15 protein-coding genes and 1 tRNA gene are annotated in these 17,855 nt (G+C 45.9%); 9 read left to right on the top strand and 7 right to left on the bottom strand.

From position 1 onward, the window contains the following. Nucleotides 1-40: 40 nt before the first annotated feature. Together PGW99_RS08160 and PGW99_RS08155 are read left to right on the top strand one after the other, a co-directional pair. A complete protein-coding gene (locus PGW99_RS08160) occupies nt 41-3,148 on the top strand; it encodes a multidrug efflux RND transporter permease subunit (RefSeq protein WP_273777197.1) in 3,108 nt (1,035 codons plus the stop codon). A 7-nt stretch (nt 3,149-3,155) separates the two neighbouring features. Then, a complete protein-coding gene (locus PGW99_RS08155; RefSeq protein WP_273777196.1) occupies nt 3,156-3,728 on the top strand; it encodes a DUF4112 domain-containing protein in 573 nt (190 codons plus the stop codon). Between the two features lie 99 nt (nt 3,729-3,827). Here the strand turns inward: PGW99_RS08155 and htpX are convergent, their stop codons facing one another. Together htpX and PGW99_RS08145 are read right to left on the bottom strand one after the other, a co-directional pair. Further along, on the bottom strand, nt 3,828-4,733 hold the full coding sequence (gene htpX, locus PGW99_RS08150; RefSeq protein WP_273777195.1) for a protease HtpX: 906 nt from the start codon (nt 4,731-4,733) through the stop codon (nt 3,828-3,830). A gap of 161 nt (nt 4,734-4,894) precedes the next feature. Next, a complete protein-coding gene (locus PGW99_RS08145) occupies nt 4,895-5,752 on the bottom strand; it encodes a lytic transglycosylase domain-containing protein (protein ID WP_273777194.1) in 858 nt (285 codons plus the stop codon). A gap of 497 nt (nt 5,753-6,249) precedes the next feature. Here PGW99_RS08145 and ttcA point away from each other — a divergent pair, with 497 nt between their 5' ends. Continuing rightward, nucleotides 6,250-7,161 carry a tRNA 2-thiocytidine(32) synthetase TtcA gene (ttcA, locus tag PGW99_RS08140; RefSeq protein WP_273777193.1) on the top strand — a complete coding sequence of 304 codons (912 nt, stop codon included), beginning with the start codon at nt 6,250-6,252 and terminating at the stop codon, nt 7,159-7,161. 212 nt (nt 7,162-7,373) lie between these two features. After that, complete coding sequence (locus PGW99_RS08135) at nt 7,374-7,757, top strand: SCP2 sterol-binding domain-containing protein (RefSeq protein WP_273777192.1); 384 nt, start codon at nt 7,374-7,376, stop codon at nt 7,755-7,757. A 59-nt stretch (nt 7,758-7,816) separates the two neighbouring features. On the opposite strand, the gene PGW99_RS08130 is transcribed toward PGW99_RS08135, so the two are convergent. Next, nucleotides 7,817-8,929, bottom strand: coding sequence for a transglycosylase SLT domain-containing protein (locus PGW99_RS08130; protein ID WP_273777191.1), 1,113 nt, complete (start codon nt 8,927-8,929; stop codon nt 7,817-7,819). 362 nt (nt 8,930-9,291) lie between these two features. Between PGW99_RS08130 and greB the strand changes: the two genes are divergently transcribed. The 4 genes from greB (at nt 9,292) to PGW99_RS08110 (ending at nt 12,340) form a co-directional block, all read left to right on the top strand. After that, on the top strand, nt 9,292-9,780 hold the full coding sequence (gene greB, locus PGW99_RS08125) for a transcription elongation factor GreB (RefSeq protein WP_273777190.1): 489 nt from the start codon (nt 9,292-9,294) through the stop codon (nt 9,778-9,780). A gap of 94 nt (nt 9,781-9,874) precedes the next feature. Continuing rightward, nucleotides 9,875-9,964: transfer RNA gene (locus PGW99_RS08120), tRNA-Ser, on the top strand. A 196-nt stretch (nt 9,965-10,160) separates the two neighbouring features. Beyond that, nucleotides 10,161-11,078 (top strand): cation diffusion facilitator family transporter, encoded by a 918-nt coding sequence (locus tag PGW99_RS08115; RefSeq protein ID WP_273777189.1) that lies wholly within the window; start codon nt 10,161-10,163, stop codon nt 11,076-11,078. A 194-nt stretch (nt 11,079-11,272) separates the two neighbouring features. Further along, the gene (locus PGW99_RS08110) at nt 11,273-12,340 is read left to right on the top strand and encodes an ArsO family NAD(P)H-dependent flavin-containing monooxygenase (RefSeq protein WP_273777188.1); all 1,068 of its coding nucleotides are present in this window, start codon (nt 11,273-11,275) and stop codon (nt 12,338-12,340) included. Nucleotides 12,341-12,371: 31 nt separating this feature from the next. On the opposite strand, the gene PGW99_RS08105 is transcribed toward PGW99_RS08110, so the two are convergent. From PGW99_RS08105 to PGW99_RS08090, 4 genes are all read right to left on the bottom strand, one after another. After that, on the bottom strand, nt 12,372-13,073 hold the full coding sequence (locus tag PGW99_RS08105) for a DUF542 domain-containing protein (protein ID WP_273777187.1): 702 nt from the start codon (nt 13,071-13,073) through the stop codon (nt 12,372-12,374). Nucleotides 13,074-13,211: 138 nt separating this feature from the next. Further along, nucleotides 13,212-14,558, bottom strand: coding sequence for a TrkH family potassium uptake protein (locus tag PGW99_RS08100; RefSeq protein WP_273777186.1), 1,347 nt, complete (start codon nt 14,556-14,558; stop codon nt 13,212-13,214). A 15-nt stretch (nt 14,559-14,573) separates the two neighbouring features. After that, nucleotides 14,574-15,224, bottom strand: coding sequence for a potassium channel family protein (locus tag PGW99_RS08095; RefSeq protein WP_273777185.1), 651 nt, complete (start codon nt 15,222-15,224; stop codon nt 14,574-14,576). A 143-nt stretch (nt 15,225-15,367) separates the two neighbouring features. Then, the gene (locus PGW99_RS08090; RefSeq protein ID WP_273777184.1) at nt 15,368-16,576 is read right to left on the bottom strand and encodes a L,D-transpeptidase family protein; all 1,209 of its coding nucleotides are present in this window, start codon (nt 16,574-16,576) and stop codon (nt 15,368-15,370) included. Nucleotides 16,577-16,779: 203 nt separating this feature from the next. Between PGW99_RS08090 and hemE the strand changes: the two genes are divergently transcribed. Then, complete coding sequence (gene hemE / locus PGW99_RS08085; protein WP_273777183.1) at nt 16,780-17,853, top strand: uroporphyrinogen decarboxylase; 1,074 nt, start codon at nt 16,780-16,782, stop codon at nt 17,851-17,853. The last annotated feature ends 2 nt before the right edge of the window (nt 17,854-17,855 follow it).

The raw sequence follows: 17,855 nt of genomic DNA, 5'->3' as shown, positions 1-17,855 counted from the left end.
CGAGATTGTTCTGGTCTGTTTCTAGCTATGTTGAGTGTTCATGCTGTCTAAATTCTTTATTCAACGTCCGATTTTTGCTGCGGTATTGGCGATTCTTTTGATGGCATTTGGCCTGTTTGCCATGCTGAATTTGCCGGTAGAACGTTATCCCGATATTGCCCCGCCACGCATTACCATTGCGACCACGTACAGTGGTGCATCTGCAGAAACGGTGGAAGAAAGTGTGACCCAAGTCCTAGAGCAACAAATCAAGGGGATTGATCATTTACTGTATTTTAGTTCTAGCAGTGATTCTTCTGGACGCAGTCGGATCAGTCTGAGTTTCGCCAATGGCACCGATCCGGATACTGCGCAGGTTCAGGTGCAAAACAGTATCAATTCGGTACTCAACCGTTTACCCGATGATGTGCAGCGTCAGGGTGTAAATGTTTCCAAGTCGCTCGGTGATACGCATATGGTCATTGGCCTGTATGACCAAAGCGGACGGAGCAGTAATATTGAGCTTTCGGATTACCTGATCAATCATATCGAACAGGAAATTTCCCGGATTGAGGGCGTTGGGGAAGTCGATGTGTTTGGTTCGCAATATGCCATGCGTATCTGGTTGAATCCCTACAAGCTGCGACAGTATCAACTGATGCCGAGCGATATCCGCGCCGCAGTGGAAGCGCAAAATACGCAGGTTGCTGCGGGTGCTATCGGGGAGCTGCCAGTACTTGATGGCCAATATCTGAATGCGAAAGTGAAAGCGGGATCACGTCTGAGCAGTGTTGAGCAATTTGAACAGATTATTGTCAAAGCCAATCCGAATGGCAGCTTTGTTTTGTTGAAAGATGTGGCACGGGTTGAACTGGGGGCGGAAAACTATCAGTCCTACAACACCATTAATGGTTATCCTTCCGCAGGGATGGCGGTTTCATTGGCTTCGGGTGCCAATGCCTTACAAACCTCCGCCTTGATTCAGCAAGAAATTGATCAGCTGCGCCAGCAGTTACCGCAAGGTTATCAAATTGTTTATCCACGCGATAATACGCCGTTTGTGCAGGAATCGATGAAAGAAGTGATCAAGACCTTGCTGGAGGCGGTGCTTCTGGTGGTTTTGGTCATGTATCTGTTCTTGCAGAATTGGCGTGCGACACTGATTCCCACCATTACTGTGCCGATCGTGATTTTGGGTACCTTTGCCGTTTTGTGGCTGTTAGGGCTCAGTATCAATACCTTGACACTGTTTGCTCTGGTGCTGGCAATCGGTTTGCTGGTCGATGACACCATTGTGGTGGTGGAAAACGTTGAGCGTCTGATGCATGAACAGCAGCTCTCAGCACGGCAGGCCGCCATCGCATCGATGCAGGAAATTTCAGGAGCCCTGATTGGGATTACGCTGGTGTTAACGGCTGTTTTTATTCCAATGGCATTTTTTGCTGGTTCAACCGGTGTGATTTACCGCCAGTTTTCGATTACTCTGGTCGCTGCTATGACCTTGTCACTTGCTGTGGCCCTGATTCTCACTCCCGCCTTATGTGCCCTCATGTTACAGCCTGCTGCACCCTTAGGCTGGGCACGAGGGTTTAACCAGCATTTACAAGCCCTCAAACAGTTTTACCTCAATACCTTACAATTTGGACTCGCGCATAAAAGCATCTGTATGGTGTTATTTGCCGCATTGTTAGGGATTTTTGCACTGTTTTATCGGGCCTTACCAACGAGTTTTATTCCCAATGAAGATCAGGGTATGTTAAATGTGCAGTTTAGCCTGCCGGATGGTGCGCCGATGGCGAAGAGTCGTGAGGTCGGGGAGCAGATCCGCCGTTATTTTTTAGAGCAGGAAAAACACAATATCGATTTGGTCCAGATCCGCTATGGACGTAACTTTTCCGGAAATGGGCAAAATCTGGGGCAGGGCTTCATTGCCTTAAAACATTGGGATGCGCGTTCCGGACAGGCCAATTCTGCTCAAGCCATTCGTAAGCGGGCGATGCAGCACTTTGCTCAACATCCGGATGCCAAAATCATGATCAGTTTGCCTCCTGCGGTACGTGGTTTGGGACAAACCGATGGTCTGGAGTTCTGGATTCGTGACCTAAATGGACAGGGGCGGGATTATCTGCAACAGCAGTTTAAACAATTACAAAATAACAGTAAAAACAGCCCAAGTTTTGAAAATCTGGGACAGAAAACCATTCCGGACAAAGCTGAACTGAAAATCGAGATTGATCAGCAACAGGCACAGGTCGCTGGCCTGAGCACTTCCGCGATTAATTCCACTTTGGCGGCAGCCTGGGGTGGTTCCTATATTAATGATTTTATCGATCGCGGTCGGATCAAGCGGGTCATTATGCAAGGGGATGCTGAATTCCGTGCCCAACCGGAAAATTTACAGGATTGGTCCGTCCGCAGTAATCAAAACCAGATGGTGAGTTTTGCCAGCTTTGCTCGCATCGGCTGGAGCAGTGGGCCGGAAACTGTGAACCGTTTTATGGGGTATCGGGCCCTGCAAATGGAAGCGGATACTGCATCGGGTTTTAGCTCCGGTCAGGCCATGCAGGATTTGCAGCAATTGGTGCAACAGCAACCTGGTATCGATCTGGCCTGGAGTGGTTTGTCCTTCGAAGAGCGTCAGTCCAGTCATCAAGCCATCTGGCTGTATCTGGTGTCGGTCGGTTTTATTTTTCTGTGTTTGGCGGCTTTATATGAAAGCTGGTCGATTCCTGCAGTTGTCATTGCGGCGATTCCGCTGGGAAGTGGCGGGAGTATCCTGTTCAGCTATCTGGCAGGCTTTCCAAACGATATCTATTTTCAGATTGCCTTGCTGACTACGATGGGGTTGTCCTGTAAAAATGCCATTTTAATGGTCGAGTTTGCTGCACAGACACAGGTTCAAGGCAAAAGTGCACTGGTCGCGGCCTTGACGGCGGCGGGTTTACGTTTACGGCCTATTTTAATGACCTCACTGGCCTTTGGTGCTGGTGTCATTCCGCTGGTCTTTGCTAGTGGTGCGGGTGCGGTCAGCCGTAAAGAAATCGGCGTGAGTGTACTGGGTGGGGTGATCTCGGGTACTGTGCTGGTCTTGTTTTTTATTCCACTGCTGTATGTGTTGATCCGTAGTCTGTTTAAGACCAAATCGGGTTTAGATCAAACAGGTGATTAAAGACAGCATGTCTGAAAAACCACTTTCTAAAGCCGAGGTGATTGTATTCGAGCGGGATTTGGCCAAGTGGGCGGGACTCATGGACAGTCTGGTCCGAATTCCCTTTACTCGGCAAGGGATTGGTTTGGATGCCTTGCTCGGTATGATTCCTGTACTAGGTGATATTGCTGGGTTGATACTGACTTTGTATGTCTGGCATAAGGCGAAGCGCTTGGGGCTGCCTATCTCACAACGCAATCGGATTTTACAGTGGGCATTTGCGGATGCTGTTTTGGGCTTGGTGCCTATATTAGGCACATTATTGGATATTTTGATTCAGCCCAGCCGACAGGCGATGCAGCTGGTTCATCAGCATATTCAACAGGAATACCCGCTGGAGAATGATCTGCATGTCCAGCATCCCTATTTGCATGAGCGTCTGGCACAAAAACAGCAGCAATCAGCCTTTTGGCGGCATCCATTGATCAGTTGGCTTTGGCTGCACAGTCTGGATCTGCTGGTTTTGGCTTTTATACTGTTGGTGGTGTGTACAGGATTTTGGCTTATCATCGATGGATGGGGATTGAAAAGTCATTCATGATCATCCGCGAACTAAATGACAGATAACAAAAGGGCTGCATGTGCAGCCCTTTTGCTTTTGATCAGAGCAGAACGATGGATGATTGTTCTGCTGTTCCGGTTAAGGACAATTCAACTGTTGCAATGCGGCAACACGCTGTTCAATGCTTGGGTGGGTTTGGAACAGGGCAGCCAGACTGAAGCCTTGCTCTTGACCTGCTGCAATCGCGAACGCTTTCATTTCTTTTGGCATTTGATCCGGCATTTCACTTTCAGCTTGTAAACGTAACAATGCCGAGATCATGGCTTGTTTGCCTGCGAGACGCGCACCTGCTTCATCCGCACGATATTCACGGTGACGCGAGAACCACATTACGATGGCCGAGGCCAGAATCCCGAAGACAATATCCAAGACGATGGTAATAACGAAATAGGCGATGCCAGGGGCTTCACCATCTTCACGGCCAAATACATTACGATCAATGAAATCTCCCACCACGCGGGCGAAGAACATGACGAAAGCATTCACTACACCCTGAATCAGTGCCAGCGTGACCATATCGCCATTCGCCACATGACCAATCTCGTGGGCGAGTACTGCACGTAATTCATCTTTGTTCATGCGTTCCAATAGGCCGGTCGAAACCGCGACCAAGGCATCATTTTTATTCCAGCCCGTAGCGAATGCATTGGATTGATAGGAAGGGAAAATACCCACTTCCGGCATATTAATACCCGAACGCTGTGATAATTCAGCAACGGTTTGCAGCAACCATGCTTCAGCCTGGTTACGTGGTGCATTGGGGTCGATGAGTTCTGTACCCGTGGTTTTTTTTGCCATCCATTTCGACATGAACAGGGACACCATTGATCCCACCATACCAAAGACAAAACAGATCACCAGAAGGTTGACAAGATTTAAGCCACCCGCGCCATGGTAACTACCGACACCGAAGAGTGACAAAATAATGCCAGCTACCACCAGTACCGCGAGGTTGGTCAGCAAGAACAAACCAATCCGCATCATTGGGAAAATCCTCTTATAATAAAAAAATAATCTGATTTATTAATATAAACCGAGAAAGTTAATATGCGGTGAATAACAGAAAAATTCAAGAAAAAAACGGTAAAACGATGCTAAAAGTGCAATCTGAATTGCACTTTTAGTTAAAAGTAAATACTGAATAATTATAAGGAATTGTGTGAAGTGTCGTAAGCAGTCACAGGGGCATCGGTAAATGTACCATCGGCTGACCTAATGATGGCGCGGTTGTTATGGACCTTACGTGTGTTGTTGCTTTCGGTAGTATTGGTCACTTTAAGCGCGGCTGGTTTGGTTGCCTGTGCAATATTCTCCGCTTGTGGTTGAACACTATTGCTGCCTGAAAGACTGCTTAAACCGGCGCGATACAAATTTTGGTAACGACTGGTCACACGACGCACATAATCCTGGGTCTCACGAAAGGGCGGAATCCCCCCGTACTTATCGACGTTGCCTTCACCGGCATTATAGGCGGCCAGTGCTAGTGAGGTGTTGCCATTAAAACGCTTAAGTAACCAGCTCAGGTATTTAGCCCCCCCAAAGATATTTTGCTGAGGATCATAGACATTGGCTACTTTAAAGCGTCGGGCTGTGGCTGGCATCAGTTGCATTAAACCTTGGGCACCTACGGGTGAGCGGGCATTGGTATTAAAGCCTGATTCCGTGTGCATCACGGCCTTGATTAAGCCTTCTGACACACCATGATGCTGAGCGGCCTGACGGATCAAATGGTCAAAGGCATTTTTATTTTTACTGTAACTTGGCAATACTGAGGCTTCTGAACTTCCCCAGTTGGAGTAGCTATGAATATTACTGTCGGGAAAATAGGTTTTTTTCTCAACTTTTAGGTGACTGTATTTGCTTTTTTTATTGGTAAACAGTGTCGCACCATTAGCATCACGCATTTGATAGACCATTTGCCCAGCCATAGCTGTTGCTGGGAGCGCTAGACTAGTGAAATACCCCAAAACTGCCAAAGCAGAAAGTTTTAAATATTTATTCATTGTATAAGAAACGTATTCAGTCAAACCGTTTGTAAGTGAGTTTAACAAAAAATAGCAAGATAGAAAGATAAAGCGTGGGGTTTTTAACAATGTAAACTTAAAAAATCAAGGCCTACTGTTGGCAGAATAATCAAAAAATTTTTTTAATTTTTTTTGTCTATAGATGGGTTGACTTATTTAAGTCTATGATTTTTTTAATTTAAATTCATTGGTTAAAAAATAATCAATTTAAAGGGAACCCTTCATATTTCAATTAATCGCTGTGTCAAGCCTGAAGAAATCCACAATTTTATCCACAGCTTTTGTGGACAACTGTGGAAAAGTATAAAACTTCAACAGTTTGCTGTTTTAAACAGCAAAATAGCCAATTTAGCCGGTCAGAAATGACAGACGGATGACCAGATCGCTATAGGCGAAGAAAAGCATATTCTTTAGGTGCGATTGTTGTCTGAATGGGCTAAAATTGCGCGGTATTTTTTTATAGGTGAATCTCGTCTATGTACTCGCCAGTTGAGTCCGAACAAGGATTTAATTTTAAACCAGAACTTCCAACAAGCTCTGCTTATTATCGTTTGTTGAAAAAGCTGCGCCGCCAAGTAGGTCATGCCATTCGTGACTTTAAAATGATCGAAGACGGCGACAAGGTCATGGTCTGCGTTTCTGGGGGTAAGGACAGTTATACCTTGCTGGACATTTTGTTGCAGTTTAAACGTATCGCACCGATCAATTTTGATGTGGTGGCAGTGAATCTGGATCAGAAGCAGCCTGGATTCCCGGAAGATGTGTTGCCGCGTTATATGGAAGAAAATAACATTCCGTATTACATCCTGGAAAAAGATACCTATAGCATTACCAAACGTTTGACGCCTGAAGGCAAAACCTACTGTGCTGTATGCTCGCGTTTGCGCCGTGGTTCTTTGTATGGTTTTGCACAGGAAATTGGGGCGACCAAAGTAGCGTTGGGTCACCACCGTGATGATATCTTGGCGACTTTCTTCCTGAACTTGTTCCATGGGGGCAGTCTAAAGGCGATGCCGCCAAAGCTGTTGTCATCTGACAAGAAAAATATTCTGATCCGACCACTGGCCTATGTGGAAGAGAAAGACATCATCAAATATGCTGAACTGCGCCAGTTCCCGATTATTCCGTGTAACTTGTGTGGTTCGCAGGAAAATCTGCAACGTGCGATTATCAACGATATGTTGCGTGACTGGGATAAAGCCCATCCGAAGCGTTTACACAGTATTTTCGGTGCTTTGCAAAATGTATCGCCATCACAATTGGCTGATCGCGAACTCTTCGATTTTGAAGCCTTGGATAGTCAGCGTGAATTTGATTTTACCGCTTGTGATACTGAAGCTGGTCAAAAACGCATTGATATGGTGAACCTAGGCTTCGCTGCGGATTAAGTCATTATGGATACAGCACCTTTATCCAAGTGGTTAAAGGTGTCTGTTCTGTTAGAGATTGTTGGATTATTTTAAAAAATGAATGGGCTGTGCAAAATTCTGTCGTCAGCTTTTTGATTTACATGCTATAAGAACAAACTTGCGTAATCGCGCGATTGACGTCGTTCCATAATCGGCAACACAAGAATGAACAAATAACTTGAGGATAAATCATGCCTGCATTTTTAACTGATGATTGGTTTGCAACTGTAGAAAAATTAACAGCGGCAGCAGGGGACTTAAACTTACCGCCTGCGTTGGCCAATCTGGCAATTAATCTCGTGGTGACTGGTCCAGAAGGTGACAAAGAAGCTTCTCTCGCTGGCGGTAGAATCCAGAAGGGTTTGGTTGACAATGCCAAAACGACACTCAGTATGGATGCAGAGACTGTGCGTAAAGTTTTTCTGGAGTTTGATATGGCTGCGGCGATGCAGGCATTTATGGCGGGTAAAATCAAAGTGCAAGGGGACATGTCACAATTGATGGCATTGCAAACCGTGAAACCAAGTCAAGAACAGAAAACCTTGTTCAAACAAATTCTGGCAGAAACCAACTAAGTTGGCTTGGATTGATTCCATAAAAAAGCTTACCGAGAAAGGTAAGCTTTTTTTATGCCTTAAAGCTGCACCAGATATGGTGTGCTTTTAATATGTTCTACATAGGCACGAATACGCGTGACATACTGTACAGCCTGACGGTAACGGCCATTGGCGGCCTTGTTGCGGTCCAGATAGCTATACAGGTTCACCCAGTTGTTGGGATTTTTTCCCTGTGCAGTTAAACGCTTCTGAATTTGTTGTACGGCTCCTGGCCCCATATTATACGCGACTAGTGCATACCAATTGCGATCTGGCAAGGGAACCTCAGCATACAAGTCCAGCATACGGTCATAATATTTTGCACCGCCCTGAATGCTCTGAATCGGATCATTACGGTTGCTTACGCCCATAGCTTTGGCTGTGCTGTTGGTCAGCATCATTAGACCGCGTACGCCCGTGGGAGAAACTGAGTTTGGTTTGAGGTAGGATTCCTGATAACCAATCGCAGCCAATAAGTGCCAATCCAGATCGTATTGTTCAGCGGTCTGCTTGAAACTGGCCTGATAGATCGGCATACGCTGACTGAGATCACGCTGGATCGTTTTCCAGGATTCAGGACGCACCACATTCTGGTTGTAAAAAGAAGCTAACTGGTGAATAGCACCATTTTGTTTTCCCTGACAGATAAATCCGCTCGCAGTTTGTGTTAACGGATCTTCTGCGTGTTTAAACACCCAGTTGAGTTCAGGATTCAGTCCATTTTGTTCCAGACTGCTGAAGTCTCCACAAGTTGCCGAGAACGAGCTGAGCTTTTTGTCCTCAATAGTTTCCACACTTGCGGTTGTCATTGCAAAATTGGCTTTGCCTTGTGCAACCCATCGCAAAGCAGTTGCATTATCCGGAACGGTTGTAAAGTCTAGCTTTACATTGAGACTTTGCGCATAGTTACGTGCAAGGTCATAACCGAAGCCGTGCATCAATTTCCCCTCTTGGAAAACTGTGCTGGGATCTTCAACCGCCACCACGGTGAGGCGATTGTTGTTGACCACAGAATCATACTGGTAGGCCTTACTGGCGTTGATGCTGTGGAAAGGGATGAAAACTGTACTAAACGCAAGGATTTTAACCGGGAGAGAAGAAATCAGAGAGCTAAGGCTAAGCCTCGATCCCGAAGATGAACTACTGTGCATGTTGTCTCCGCTACAAGTAATTTATGCCCTTAAAAGTTCAGCAAAAGTCTGCCTGAAACTTTTAACAAGTTGATAAATTCAATAAGGGTGGGCAGTCATGACGTCATTCAGAATGACATGAGATAAAAATGAAATTATGTAGAAAAACTACATAGTCTAAAAAATAAGCGATAATAAAAAGAGATCGCATAATACTGGCTGAAAAATGCATTGTCAAATTTTGTACATTTTTTGAGTGGATGGTGTTTCATAACAATATGATTTGAAAAATAAAAAACTTTTATACACTTTAGTTGTGGTGAAATAGAGCATAAAATACGGCATCTTGTAAATGAAATGTAAGTTTCAATACGGTTTTGATCATGAAATCAAACTTAATCACCCGTTCTGGTCATGATAAATTAGTGGCCGAACTAAAGCATTTATGGCATGAAGAACGTCCTGAAATTACCCGTAAAGTGAACTGGGCTGCGAGTCTCGGAGATCGTAGTGAAAACGCGGATTACCAATACAACAAGCAACTGCTACGCAAGATTGACCGTCGCGTACGTTACTTGGGAAAGCGCCTGGAAGAGCTAAAAATTGTTGATTACTCCCCTCAGCAGGCAGGTAAAGTCTATTTTGGTGCCTGGGTAGAAATTGAGAATGAACAGGGGGAACAGAAGTGCTTGAGAATTGTCGGTGTGGATGAAATTTATGATCATCATCCGCAGCATATTTCGATTGACTCTCCGATGGCACGAGCGTTGCTGTCCAAACAGGTCGATGATGAAGTGGAAGTGCTGACGCCCTCTGGTAAAAAATTATGGTATATCAATGCCATTCGTTATGATATTCCAGAAAACGGCTAGAAAAACAAAATTGTATCTATTTTGATCGGTTGAGCGTTAAGGTTGATAAAAAGATTTGCCAAGCTGAATTTTTATTTATATGATAGCGCTCGTTGGAAGCGTGGCAGAGTGGTTTAATGCACCGGTCTTGAAAACCGACGAGGGTTCACGCCCTCCGTGAGTTCGAATCTCACCGCTTCCGCCAGAATTCAAAAAACCCAGTCATTTGACTGGGTTTTTTTATAGGTATATAGCTATGACATCGTGCTTTTCTGCAAAATACAGCGATGTGAATTTTCATAGCAATCTCTCTTCAAAACACCTCTCTTCTTTCCTCGGTTGCATTTCACTTTAAAATCCGATAAGACTTGCTTAAAGTACTTGCAGGAGCACCCTAGAGCATGGCACATGGACATACGCATGCGCACAATCATACTCATTATGGTCGTGCTTTTGCGATTGGGATTCTGCTGAATCTGGGTTTTGTGCTAATCGAGGCCTTTTATGGCTGGCAAGCGGGGTCTATGGCATTACTCGCGGATGCAGGCCATAACTTGACGGATGTGGGTGGGTTGTTACTGGCATGGGCCGCTTATCGTGCTGCACGTATCCATGCCAATCAGCGACATACGTATGGTTGGCGAAAAGCCTCGATTCTGGCCAGTTTTATCAATGCCGTACTGATTCTATTGGCGATGTTGGTATTGGCTTGGGAATCCCTGCAACGTATTCAAACTCCAAGTCCCGTAGAAGCCTCGACCATGATGCTGGTGGCAGCGATTGGTGTGGGGGTGAATGCGCTGACTGCTTGGCTGTTTCAAAAAGACAGCGCCCATGATTTGAATATTCGTGGGGCTTTTTTGCATATGGCTGCCGATGCAGCCGTCTCCCTAGGCGTGGTCGTGGCGGGTGCCTTGTATCTTTGGCAAGGCTGGTTGTGGATTGATGCGGTGCTTGGGCTCATTATTTCACTGCTGATTATCTGGGGAACCTGGTCCTTGTTCCATCAGTCTTTGCATTTGCTGTTTGATGGTGTCCCTGAACATATTTCTTTACCGGCGGTACAGGAATGTTTGTTGGCTATTCCGGCGGTGAGTGATTTGCATGACCTGCATATCTGGAGCATGAGCACCCAAGAACACGCGCTGACCGTTCATGTTGTTTATGATGCTCATCTTCAGCCTGCAGATGAGTTGCTGGATCATCTCCATCATTGTTTACATGAGCGCTTTGATCTTCAGCATATTACCGTACAGCTGGAATCTGTGGACTATGCACGACATTGTGTGATGAACCACTCCAAATGCCATATGGTCTGAAAGCAAGCGGGTAGACAACTTGGCCAGTGATAAGTCTAGACTACTCATGTTTATAAGCCGAGTACATCCCTTACCAACCACAGCGTATGGTGATCTATGCTAGATCCCAGAAGCTGCTAAAAATAAAGCGCTATGCTTGTGATCCTATAGTGTTTCAGGTTGAATAAGGTGACAGGCTGATGCAGGGGGGCAACATGTCAACAGTTATAACAGATGTCATTATTATTGGTGGTGGGCAAGCAGCCTTAGCAACGGCGTATTTCCTCAAACGTAGCGGACTCTCTTTCCTGATCTTGGATGACCAGCCGCGAGCAGGGGGAGCCTGGCTGCATGCGTGGGAATCCTTACGTTTGTTTTCTCCAAATAGTTGGAGCTCTTTACCCGGCTGGATGATGCCTGGCACAGAACAGAATTATCCCACGCGTGATGAAGTGGTGAGCTATTTAACCCAATATGAACAGCGTTATCATTTTCCGATTATCCGTCCGGTCCATGTTGATCGTGTGCAGGCCGATGGTTCAATGCTGAGCGTATATGCCGGTGAACAATGCTGGCAGGCCAAGGCTGTGGTGAGTGCTACCGGGACCTGGAGCCATCCGTATATTCCTTGTTATCCCGGTCAGGAAAAATTCCAAGGGGTACAATTGCATTCGGCCCAGTATCAAAACGCGGAGGCATTTCGAGGTCAGCGTGTCATGATCGTAGGGGGCGGCAATTCGGGTGCACAAATTTTGGCTGAAGTGTCGCAGGTCGCTGAAACTCTATGGATTACGTCCACACCTCCCCAATTCTTGCCGGATGACGTTGATGGGCGGGTTCTATTCTTGAGGGCGACTGAACGTCTGAAAGCACAACAGCAAGGGCGTAGCATTCAACAATTACCTGGTGGGTTTGGCGACATTGTGATGATTGATTCTGTTAAAGAAGCACGAGCACGTGGTGTATTACATAGTCGGCCGCCATTTGCTGCATTTAGCTCAGAGGGTGTGGTGTGGCAAGATGGAACATCACAAAAAATAGATGCCGTGATCTGGTGTACCGGTTTTAAAGCGGCACTCACGCATTTGGCTTCGCTTGGTGTGGTTGAAGACAATCATACGGTGCAACTCGAAGGCACACGTTCGGTTAAGCAGCCCCATTTATGGCTGGTGGGCTATGGCGAGTGGACAGGAGCAGCCTCAGCGACTTTAATCGGGGTCACTCGTACGGCACGTAGCACCGTCGACGAAATTGTGACGATGCTCAAAGCAGATCAGGTTTAGGAATGATGACGGTAAACAGATCTTGATCTGCCTAACTGAAGTAACGTTTAAACAGTACACTGTTTTCTTTAGCAATATGCAGGAACAGGTCATCGGTCAGTTGATGCAGTTTGGCATATACCAGTTTCATGGTTGGGCAAGCGAAATCAGGCGGGCTAAAATGTCCAGTCAATTGAATGATCTGTTTAACCAGTTGCCCGGCAGCCTCGTGTTCCATTTCCAACTCCTGTATCAGCTGCTTGAGCTGTGCACAGTCCGCTTCGGTTTTACTGGGCTGTTGTAGCAAGGGGAACAGGATTTTTTCTTCTTTGGTAAAATGCTGTTCGAGCTCCAGTTTCAATAAACTGAACTGCCGATGCAGCTGTAACAGCAGTTGCGGATCGTGCTGGAAATGCACCAGCAGAATCTTATTGACCAGTTCATCCAGTTCTTTCCATAGCACCCGTTCCGGCTGGTGATGCACATGCAGGATCAGATCAACCAGTTGAGCATCCGACAACTCAGTGATCAGAACCTCGGGTGCTGCCTGCTTGAGGAAGGTTTGATAGTCCTCCCGGATTTTTTCAATAAAATCCAGTGCTAAACCGGCATCTTGCAGTGCAGTTTTTAGACTGCGTTCACCCTGACAGCAATAGTCAATTTGTAAGGCATTGAGTTGACTGCTGATCGCTGGAAAAAAGGTCACCAGTTCACCTAGTGTGGTCTCAGGGGTAATATCGAGAGTGGTTTGCATATTGTTATCCTGTTTTTAGGAAAACAGAGGCTGAATAGCGTTCTCTGCATCCGGTTTATTGTTATGTTCTGATTAAACTCGGTGGAATGGGGATTCCCCGAGTCATAAGTCTATTCTGTTGTTCAGACGGACAAATGATTAGCCAATCTGAATATCTGCTGCCGGATGTTTCAGGCGGCTTTCTTTTGGTGTTGCAATTAAATAGACCAGACTTAGCGGTCCTAGACGGCCTGCAAACATTAAAAAGCTGAGCACCATCAGGCTGGCAGAACTGAGTTCGCCGGTAATACCACGTGACAACCCCACAGTACAGGCTGCAGAAACCGCTTCAAAACTCAAATCAAGAAAGTCCTGTTGGGGTTCCAGCACCAGCAGAATAAAATTGCCCACCGTGATGAGCGCGAAGGTGACAAAGGTTACGGCCAAGGCTTTCATGCTGAGCTCGCGTGAAATCGCATGATTGAAAATCCGGATTTCGCTTGAGCGCCTTAAAAATGCCAATACACTGAGCACCAAAACCACAAAAGTTCCGACTTTAATGCCACCGCCTGTACTGAGTGAACCACCTCCAATAAACATCAGCAACATGATAATAAAGCTGGTTGCAGGATAAAGTTGTGCGGTGTCGATGCTGTTAAAGCCGGACGAACGAGGGGAAGTGGCTTGAAACCAGGCAGCCGTCACTTGATCGGCAAACGGTAATGCGCCGAGCGTGGCAGGATTATGGATCTCTAAGAGCCAGATGAGCAGAAAGCCGATGAGATTGAGTAATGCTATACTGACCAGAATAATCTTGCTGTTGGTTTGCAGTTTCGACCAGCGTTTATTCTGTTTAATGTCAATCAGGATTAAAAAACCAATTGCCCCGATGACCGACAGCGTACTGATGGTGAATAGCACTACTGGTTGATGTTCAAACTGCATCAAGCTATCAGAAAAGAGTGAAAAACCGGCATTGTTAAAAGCGGAAACGCTAAAAAAGATGGCTTGGTATAAGGCCGGCATAAAGCCGACTTGTGGTGTCCAGACGCTGGTCAGGATCATCGCGCCGATGATTTCAAAAAATAGCGTGTACAGCACCACACTTTGTGCGACCTGCGACACTTTGGCCAGACTGGTTTGGCCCAAGGCATCCTGTGCCCGAACTTGCTGTTTCAGTCCAATACGCGGAGAAAGGCTCATCGCTGCAAGCACCGCAAAGGTCATAAAGCCTAAACCGCCAAATTGCACCATCACTAAAATCATGATTTGACCGAATGTAGTGTAGGTTGAACCGGTATCCACCACAGCGAGTCCCGTAATGGTAACAGCTGAGGTCGCGGTGAACACGGCGTCCATCCAGCTAATCGGGTGTGTGGTGGCCAGCGGCATTTTCAGCATTAAGGTTCCAACAATAATGAAACTCAGAAAGCCTAACGCCAAAATTTTCGGTGGGCTAAGATTAATGGTTTTATTTTTGAACCGGGAAAAATCGAAAATACGCATCATCATCCTTGGCGTTTATTCAAAACGGCGTAGCAGTTTTTTCAGTTCAGTCAGAGGACCTTCTAAAATTAGAATATCATTTTCTTCAAAATGGAAGGTCGGTTGTACCTCATAGAACATGGTGAGATTACGCTGTACCAGCAAGATTTTGATCTGTTCGGTATTTTGAGTGACACCCAAGGCATGAACACCATGCAATTTGCTGTCAATGATGATCTTGACAATATAATGGTCGTGATCCAGCCGCATATAACGGCTGACAATCGGGTAGTTGAGTGCCTGTGCAACACGAACGCCCATATCCTCTTCTGGATGGATGATTTTGTCCACTTGCAGATGAGACAGAATCATGTGGTGGGCTTTGGTTTTGGCTTTAACCCAGATTTTTTTGACGCCAATATTGGTCAAATGCAGCACACATAAGATGCTGGCTTCAATGTCTTCCCCAATCGCAACAATGACAGCATCGCATTTTTGCAGATTGAGCTCACGCAGTACACGTTCATCCGTGGCATCTGCAATGACCGCATGGGTGAGGTCTTGTGCCAGTTCCTCTACATATTTTTTCTCGCTGTCAATTCCAATCACTTCATGTTTGGAGGCCGCAAGTTCACGTGCAACGGTTGCACCAAAACTCCCTAAGCCAATGACTGCGAACTGTCCCATGGCATTTTTCCTTTCTTCGTAGATTTCCTTTGTTATTAACGTTAAGCATGGGTTTTGTAAAGGCCTGCTGTGTGAATCCTTCAGAATTCTTGGATTTGGTATAAAAAAACCACCTTGCGGTGGTTTTTTAAATAGCTTACAGATTATTCAAGGAAACGTACTGTAACGCCGGAACGCACTTTACGGCCCAAGTCATTGGCATCCCAGTTGGTTAAACGGATGCAACCATGGGATGCTGTTTTAGAAATAGTGGATGGGCTTGGTGTCCCGTGAATACCAAAAGATTTTTTACTCAAACCAATCCAGATATTGCCCACTGGCGCATTTGGACCAGGGGGTAAGGATAGTGGTTTCAGGTTATTCCCCTGGACAAAGTTGCTCGGTGAATAGCTGTACCACGGATTTTTCGCTACACCAGTCACTTTGTAGGTTCCCGTTGGTGATGGGGTATCAGTACTACCAATGGTGGCTGGGAAAGAGCCGACCATCTGGTTTTTGTTATTGAACAGATAAAGCTGTTTCGCACCTTTATGTGCCACGATCAGATGAATATCTTCCGGCAAATCATTACGCACATTAGCAACAATGATTTTTTCACCCGCTTTTTTAAAGGTGGCTTTTGGATTGAGTTTCTTCAGAAAATCTTCATCCATGTGGAATTTTTCACCCAGCATTTCAGTCACGCGGGTGTAGTAAAGACCTTTCATCTTGGCTTGCAGTGCATAATCTGAAGGAATCGATGCTGCATAAGGCCCTTTTAAGTCTTCTTCGGTAATGGTGTATTCCACAAAGGCTGGACGGGTCTGTTTGGCGACCAGCGCATCCCAAGTTTCTTTGCTCAGTTCACCGGTCGGTTTGATCCCATTCATTTGCTGAAAGGAAGCAATCGCTTTGAGGGTATTTTTACCGCTCATACCATCAATCGCGCCTGGTGAAGCATGCTGGTTGTTAAGCATGACATGGGCACGTGCATAGACGGGGAACTGGCCTTTGCCAATATTTTCATACCAGTCAGCCTGATTGAGGCTGTCGAGGGTCCAGCTGACTTGTGCTGCGTTGACATTATTTTTTGCGGGTGCAGTACCAATCGCTGCATTTTGATCTTCGGTTTTACTGAGATCCTGCAGCGTCTTGGAAGCCTGATTTAACTCTTGCTGTTCCTGTGGAGAAATCTGGGTTTCTGATGCAGCTGAGGTGCTGTTGTTGTCAACTGCTAAGGGATTAATTGGATCTTCCACAGCCCCCGCAGGAATCACTTGCGGCTTTAAGGGTTGCTCAGCAGTAGATGCGGCAAAGGAGGTGCCTGCAAGGATGCAGCTTAAACTCATAGCGAGTAATGAGCGAACGAACATGTAATTCAACCTTAAGAATTCTTCATATGTATAAACAAAACTAACCAAGTATTGCAGAAATTAAATGCAGATGCAGTAGTTGTTTTGTGTAAAGATCACTTTTATTGACGCACGATTCAGTATTTTTAAACATAGAAGAAATTATTAAATTTATAACCTTTTTGTTATGATGCGGGCAGGTCAAAATGATTTCGAGAAAGTAAATGACAACGCTAAAAAATGATCGTTTTCTGCGTGCTTTATTACGTGAACCGGTAGATACCACCCCGGTATGGATGATGCGCCAAGCCGGACGTTATTTACCGGAATATCGAGAAACACGAGCGAAAGCGGGTGATTTTCTTTCTTTATGTAAAAATACCGAATTTGCCTGTGAAGTCACTTTACAGCCTTTACGCCGTTATGATTTGGATGCGGCCATTTTATTTTCCGATATTTTAACCGTGCCAGATGCCTTGGGACTGGGTTTGTACTTTGAAGCCGGAGAAGGGCCAAAATTCCATAAAACTGTACGTACTGAACAGGATGTGGCGAATTTACCTGCATTTAATGCCAAAGCTGATCTTGATTATGTAATGAATGCAGTCTCGACCATTCGTTCAGCACTGGGCGGGCAAGTGCCTTTAATCGGTTTTTCCGGCAGTCCTTGGACTTTGGCGACTTATATGGTGGAAGGCGGTTCCAGCAAAGAATTCCGTTTTACCAAACAGATGATGTATGCGCAGCCTGAAGTTTTACATGCCTTGCTTGATCGTTTGGCCGATGCGGTAACGGATTATCTGAATGCGCAAATTGATGCTGGCGCACAAGCCATCCAGATTTTTGACAGCTGGGGCGGGGCGTTGGCACACCGTGAGTATCTTGAATTCTCACTAAATTATATGCAGAAAATTGTGGCTGGCCTGCAACGTGAAAAAGACGGCCGCCGTATTCCGGTGATTCTGTTTACCAAAGGTGGTGGACAGTGGTTGGAACCGATGGTGGCTACGGGTGCTGATGCTTTTGGCTTGGACTGGACCACACCACTAAATGTTGCACGTCAAACTGTGAATGGACGCGCGGCATTGCAAGGTAATCTTGATCCAGCGACTTTATATGGTTCACCTGCGACGATTGAAACAGCAGTAAAAGCCATGCTGGATGATGCCTATGCCAACGGTGAAAAAACCGGTTATGTGGCCAATTTGGGACATGGCATCACCCAATGGGTCGATCCAGCCAAGCCAAAAGTCTTTATCGATACCGTACATGAATACAGCGCTAAATATTTGGGGTAATC

The sequence above is a fragment of the Acinetobacter sp. GSS19 genome (genome assembly GCF_028621895.1).
GTDB lineage: Bacteria > Pseudomonadota > Gammaproteobacteria > Pseudomonadales > Moraxellaceae > Acinetobacter.
Note: the sequence above shows the minus strand (reverse complement) of the source record. Positions and strands in the feature narration are given on the sequence as shown.

Coding starts and splice junctions, on each gene's coding strand:
- PGW99_RS08160 (WP_273777197.1), top strand. CDS start 41: ATGCTGTCTAAATTCTTTATTCAACGTCCGATTTTTGCTGCGGTATTG.
- PGW99_RS08155 (WP_273777196.1), top strand. CDS start 3,156: ATGTCTGAAAAACCACTTTCTAAAGCCGAGGTGATTGTATTCGAGCGG.
- htpX (WP_273777195.1), bottom strand. CDS start 4,733: ATGATGCGGATTGGTTTGTTCTTGCTGACCAACCTCGCGGTACTGGTG.
- PGW99_RS08145 (WP_273777194.1), bottom strand. CDS start 5,752: ATGAATAAATATTTAAAACTTTCTGCTTTGGCAGTTTTGGGGTATTTC.
- ttcA (WP_273777193.1), top strand. CDS start 6,250: ATGTACTCGCCAGTTGAGTCCGAACAAGGATTTAATTTTAAACCAGAA.
- PGW99_RS08135 (WP_273777192.1), top strand. CDS start 7,374: ATGCCTGCATTTTTAACTGATGATTGGTTTGCAACTGTAGAAAAATTA.
- PGW99_RS08130 (WP_273777191.1), bottom strand. CDS start 8,929: ATGCACAGTAGTTCATCTTCGGGATCGAGGCTTAGCCTTAGCTCTCTG.
- greB (WP_273777190.1), top strand. CDS start 9,292: ATGAAATCAAACTTAATCACCCGTTCTGGTCATGATAAATTAGTGGCC.
- PGW99_RS08115 (WP_273777189.1), top strand. CDS start 10,161: ATGGCACATGGACATACGCATGCGCACAATCATACTCATTATGGTCGT.
- PGW99_RS08110 (WP_273777188.1), top strand. CDS start 11,273: ATGTCAACAGTTATAACAGATGTCATTATTATTGGTGGTGGGCAAGCA.
- PGW99_RS08105 (WP_273777187.1), bottom strand. CDS start 13,073: ATGCAAACCACTCTCGATATTACCCCTGAGACCACACTAGGTGAACTG.
- PGW99_RS08100 (WP_273777186.1), bottom strand. CDS start 14,558: ATGCGTATTTTCGATTTTTCCCGGTTCAAAAATAAAACCATTAATCTT.
- PGW99_RS08095 (WP_273777185.1), bottom strand. CDS start 15,224: ATGGGACAGTTCGCAGTCATTGGCTTAGGGAGTTTTGGTGCAACCGTT.
- PGW99_RS08090 (WP_273777184.1), bottom strand. CDS start 16,576: ATGTTCGTTCGCTCATTACTCGCTATGAGTTTAAGCTGCATCCTTGCA.
- hemE (WP_273777183.1), top strand. CDS start 16,780: ATGACAACGCTAAAAAATGATCGTTTTCTGCGTGCTTTATTACGTGAA.